Annotated in this window: 6 protein-coding genes and 1 pseudogene; 2 read left to right on the top strand and 5 right to left on the bottom strand. The window is 72.2% G+C overall.

Annotation, left to right across the window (positions count from 1 at the left end):
* Positions 1-498: pseudogene (locus tag IE312_RS43090) on the top strand (dimethylaniline monooxygenase); the annotation flags it as partial.
* An 82-nt stretch (positions 499-580) separates the two neighbouring features.
* Here IE312_RS43090 and IE312_RS44050 read toward each other — a convergent pair.
* From IE312_RS44050 to IE312_RS34070, 3 genes are all read right to left on the bottom strand, one after another.
* Entirely contained in the window at positions 581-1,486 is a 906-nt protein-coding gene (locus tag IE312_RS44050; RefSeq protein ID WP_189986096.1) for a chaplin, read from the bottom strand.
* A gap of 107 nt (positions 1,487-1,593) precedes the next feature.
* On the bottom strand, positions 1,594-1,836 hold the full coding sequence (locus IE312_RS34075; protein WP_189986095.1) for a chaplin: 243 nt from the start codon (positions 1,834-1,836) through the stop codon (positions 1,594-1,596).
* A gap of 255 nt (positions 1,837-2,091) precedes the next feature.
* Entirely contained in the window at positions 2,092-2,490 is a 399-nt protein-coding gene (locus IE312_RS34070; protein ID WP_189986094.1) for a rodlin, read from the bottom strand.
* Between the two features lie 246 nt (positions 2,491-2,736).
* On the opposite strand from IE312_RS34070, the gene IE312_RS34065 reads away from it, so the two are divergent.
* Complete coding sequence (locus IE312_RS34065; RefSeq protein WP_189986093.1) at positions 2,737-3,135, top strand: rodlin; 399 nt, start codon at positions 2,737-2,739, stop codon at positions 3,133-3,135.
* A gap of 51 nt (positions 3,136-3,186) precedes the next feature.
* On the opposite strand, the gene IE312_RS34060 is transcribed toward IE312_RS34065, so the two are convergent.
* Positions 3,187-4,041 (bottom strand): ABC transporter permease, encoded by an 855-nt coding sequence (locus IE312_RS34060; RefSeq protein WP_189986092.1) that lies wholly within the window; start codon positions 4,039-4,041, stop codon positions 3,187-3,189.
* On the bottom strand, positions 4,038-4,467 hold a 430-nt coding region (locus IE312_RS43085; RefSeq protein ID WP_502267005.1), incomplete at its 5' end, for an ATP-binding cassette domain-containing protein. The genes IE312_RS34060 and IE312_RS43085, both read right to left, overlap by 4 nt.

The raw sequence follows: 4,467 nt of genomic DNA, 5'->3' as shown, positions 1-4,467 counted from the left end.
CGGGCCCGGGCCCGGATGGCGGCCGGCGCGCTCGGCCCGGCCGGCGCCTGGTGGCTGCGCGAAAGGGTGGAACGGCAGGTGGCGGTGGTGCCCGGCCGCCAGCTGGTGACGGCCCGCCAGGTCGCGGGCGGGGTACGCCTGGAGACCGTTTCCCGGCGGGGCGGCACCGCCGTGCTGGAGACCGCGCACGTCATCGCGGCGACCGGCTTCCGGTTCGGCCGGGAGCGGCTGCGGCTGCTCTCCCCCGACCTGCGCGCGGCGCTGGCGACGGGCGCCGACGGGGCGCCCGAGGTGGGGCTGGAGTTCGAGTCGTCGTACCCCGGCCTGTTCCTGGCCGGCCCCGTCACGGCCGCGGGCTTCGGTCCGGCGGTGCGGTTCGTGCACGGCGCGGCCTTCACGGCGGGCACGCTGGTGCGCGGGGTACGACGGCGACTGCGCACCGGCCCGGCGGGCTGGCGCCTCCCGCCCGGCCGGGACGGGGAAACGTGGCGGACATGACGGTACGGCGCCGAGGAGCGCGAGGCGCTCCGCGCGCCGTGGGCGGCGGGGTGCCGGGCGGTTCGGTCCGGCACCCTGCACTTCATCGACGGGCGGCGGCGCGGCCTCGCCGGTACAGGATCGCTCCGGCGGCGATCAGTGCGGCGCTGGCCGCCGAGGTCGCCATCATGGCCGGCCCGTTCCCACCGGTGTGCGGCAGCGTCGGCGGCTGTCCGGGGTGTTCCCCGCCACCGCCGGGCGGTGTGGTGTGCCCGCCTCCCGGCGGCGTGCTCTCGCCGCCCCCGTACGGCGGCGTGGAGTGCCCGCCCCCGGGAGGTGTGCTGTGGCCCCCGCCCGGCGGAGTGGTCTCACCGTAGGGAGGCGGGGTCGTCTCCCCACCGCCGTAGGGAGGCGGAGTGGTCTTCCCGCCGCCGTACGGGGGCGGGGTCGTCTCCTCGCCGCCGTAGGGAGGCGGAGTGGTCTTCCCGCCGCCGTACGGGGGCGGGGTCGTCTCCTCGCCGCCGTAGGGAGGCGGAGTGGTCTTCCCGCCGCCGTGCGCGGGCGGGGTCGTCTCCTCCTCGCCGTACGACGGCGGGGCCGACGTGCCGCCGCCGTGCGCGGGCGGGGTCGTCTCCGCTCCGCCGTACGGGGGCGCGGAGTGGCCGGTGCCGGGCTGGTCGTCGCCGTAGCCGGAGTGGTCCGCCCGGTCGTCGGTGTCGCCGTACCCGTCGTGGTGCTCACTGCCGGCCTGACCCGCCGCACGACGGGCGGCCGCGGCGCAGGAGTTGCCGAACGCCGGGTTCAGCGCGGCGGCCGCGTCGACGGAATTGCCGCAGATGTTGACGGGGACGTTCACCGGGGCCTGGACGTTGTTCCCGGAGAGCACCCCGGGTGAGCCCTGGGCGGCGCCGTGTGCGTGGGAGTCGGCGAGCGCGGAGCCGCCGTACACGGACAGCACACCGGTCGCGGCGGCGGCCACGGCCAAACCCTTGCTGAGAGTCTGTCGCAATCTCGTGGTCTTCCTGCTCGAAGAAGTGGAAAGGCCGGCCTCGGGACGCAGAATCGACGGTCCGGGGCCGGCCTGTACTCAGCCGGGAGCTGGTGCGTTGCGCGTCGTCAGTGCTTGCCGACGTCGCCGTTGATGCAGGTGTTGCCGAACGCCGGGTTCAGCAGACCGACGATGTTGATGGTGTTGCCGCAGATGTTGATCGGGATGTGGATCGGCACCTGGACGACGTTGCCGGACAGGACGCCGGGGGAACCGACGGCGGCACCGTTGGCGTCGGCGTCGGCGAAGGCGGGGCCGGCCAGGCCCAGCGCCAGGATGGCGCCCGTGACGGCGGCGACGGTCTTCTTCATGAGTCTTCCCTTCTCTGGGGTCATGCCCCGATGACGGCCAGAACCGTGCGAACACGACGAGAACGGTCGTGGCACGGAACGAGGGATTGACACAACAGGAGACCGCGGAACACGGAGCGGGCGATAATCACTCGATCGCACCGCATGGCTCACGCGTTCTTCCGCACGCATTCTTCCCTCGCCTGAATTCGGTGGAAAAAAGGCCCGGGCAGCCCGCGGACTATGCAGCGGACCACCCGGGCCGGCCAGATCGGCTCAGCCTTCGCCGTTGGCCGAGAGAACGGAGATGTCCTCCAGGACGTGCGAGATCGCACCGTCGCGCTTGGCGTTGGTGGAGTTGTCCGAGCACTGCTGCTGCAGGTGGTCCGACAGGATCGGGATGTCCTGGACCGTGACACCGATGAGGGCGTCGACCGCGACGTCGACGTCCTGGATGCCGATGCACGGCTTGTTGAGCGAACCCTGCACGAGCGAGAGCTGCGGGCTCATGTCGCCCTTCGTCGCCGAGTTGCCGAACGACGACACGGCGCCGTTGCCATTCGCGACGGTCGGTCCGTCGTCGTTGCCGATGGCAAGCGCCTGCGGCGCGGCCGCCACCGCCATTCCCACGACAGAAGCGGCGGTCGCAGCGGCGACCATTGCCTTCTTGAGCACTTCGCGTTCCTTTCCTCGTAGCGACGCATGCCCTACGGCCTCATCAACCCGGTGCTCGGCGAATGGTTCCGCCGATTCACCCGGTTGGAGCCCCGCCGGTCCGGCGGTGACGAGAAGCGCACATCGGAAAAACACACCACCAGTCCAGCGCTTCGACCGACAGGGTGAACGGCAGAAACCAAGACGACCCAACGGAGTTGAATCAGAGCGCTCCGGTGGACGGGGTTTTCCAGAAAGGACTGGCCAATGCTCAGGAAGATTGTTGCCACTGCGGCCGTCGCCGCTTCGGCCATGGGCGCCTCCGCTGCCGCGGCACCGCAGGCGCTGGCGATCGGGAACGACGACGGGCCGACCGTCGCGAACGGGAACGCGGGCTGGCAGAGCTACGGCAACTCGGCCACCTACGGGAACATGAGCCCGCAGATCGCCCTGATCCAGGGCTCCTTCAACAAGCCCTGCATCGCCGTGAACGACATCCCGATCGGGGTGGGCGCCCTCATCGGCGTCAATGTCCAGGATCTCCCGATCCTGTCGGACCACATGCAGCAGCAGTGCACCGAGAACTCCTCCAACGTCAAGCGCGACGGCGCGCTGGCGCACCTGCTGGAGGACGTGTCGATCCTGTCCCAGAACAGCGAGAAGTGACCTTCTGACCGGAGCGGGTCGCCGAGTGGTCCGGCGGCCCGCTCCGGTGTGTCAGGAGACGACGTCCTTGCGGGAGAAGCCCCGGAAGGCCAGGGCGAACAGCACCAGGGCGTAGGTGAGGGAGACCGCCGTGCCCTGGATCATGCCGGACCACTCCGGCCGGGGCTGGACGGCGTCCGCCCAGGCGAACTGCCAGTGCGCGGGCAGGAAGTCGCGCCAGTGGCCGAGGGCGGTGACGGCGTCCAGGACGTTGCCGACGATGGTCAGGCCGACGGCGCCGCCGACCGCGCCGAGCGGGGCGTCCGTCCTGGTCGACAGCCAGAACGCGAGCCCGGCGGTGACCAGTTGCGACACGAAGATGTACGCCACGGCCACCAGGAGCCGCTGGGCCGCCGTACCGGTGTCCAGCGCGCCGCCGGTGGGGATCTGCAGCGGGCCCCAGCCGTAGGCGGCCGTGCCGGCGGCGAGCGCCACCAGCGGCAGCAGCACCATCGCGGCGAGGCTCATGCCGAGCGCCACGACCAGCTTGGACCACAGCAGCCGGGCCCGTGGCACCGGCGCGGCCAGCAGGTAGCGCAGCGAGGACCAGCTCGCCTCGGAGGCGACCGTGTCCCCGCAGAACAGGGCGACCGGTATCACCAGCAGGAAGCCCGCGGAGACGAACAGGTTGACGGCGGCGAAGTTGGCGCCGGAGGCGGTGGCCGTGTCCATCAGCGTGACCTGGTCGTTCCTCCCGCCCGGGTCGCCGCCGACCGCGAAGGCGATCAGCAGCACGAACGGCAGCACGGCCAGGATCGCGCCCATGACCAGGGTGCGGCGCCGGGTGAGCTGGCGGACCAGCTCGACCCGCAGGGGCAGGGTGCGGCCCGCCCGATAGCCGGAGGCGACCTCGGTGAGCGTGCTCATGCGGAACCTCCGATCAGGGTGAGGAAGGCGTCCTCCAGGCGGCGGTGCGGGCCGACCGAGGCGACCGGCACCTCCAGCCGGACCAGCTCCGCGATCAGCCGCTCGGGCGTGCCGCCCGGGTCCAGCCGGACCAGCAGTCCGTCGTCGGTGCGCACGGCGGAGGCGACGCCGGACAGCGCGCCCACCTTCTCCGCGACCGGCTGCGGCACGGGTACGGCGGTGCCGACGAGCAGGGTGTCGCCGGAGCCGACGATCTCCCGGACCGGGCCGGCCTGCACCAGCCGGCCGCGGTCCATCACCACCAGGTGAGTGCAGGACTGCTCGACCTCGGCGAGCAGGTGGCTGGAGACGATCACCGTGCGGCCGCCGGCCGCGTAGCGGATCATCACCTCGCGCATCTCGCGGATCTGGGGCGGGTCCAGGCCG

It is taken from the genome of Streptomyces capoamus, assembly GCF_014654935.1.
Classification (GTDB): Bacteria; Actinomycetota; Actinomycetes; order Streptomycetales; family Streptomycetaceae; genus Streptomyces; species Streptomyces capoamus.
The sequence above is the reverse complement of the archived record's forward strand: the minus strand, read 5'-3'. Positions and strand labels throughout refer to the sequence as shown.

Bases quoted from the DNA above. Each gene is read 5' to 3' on its own strand.
- IE312_RS34060 (WP_189986092.1), bottom strand. From the start codon at position 4,041: ATGAGCACGCTCACCGAGGTCGCCTCCGGCTATCGGGCGGGCCGCACC.
- IE312_RS34065 (WP_189986093.1), top strand. From the start codon at position 2,737: ATGCTCAGGAAGATTGTTGCCACTGCGGCCGTCGCCGCTTCGGCCATG.
- IE312_RS34075 (WP_189986095.1), bottom strand. From the start codon at position 1,836: ATGAAGAAGACCGTCGCCGCCGTCACGGGCGCCATCCTGGCGCTGGGC.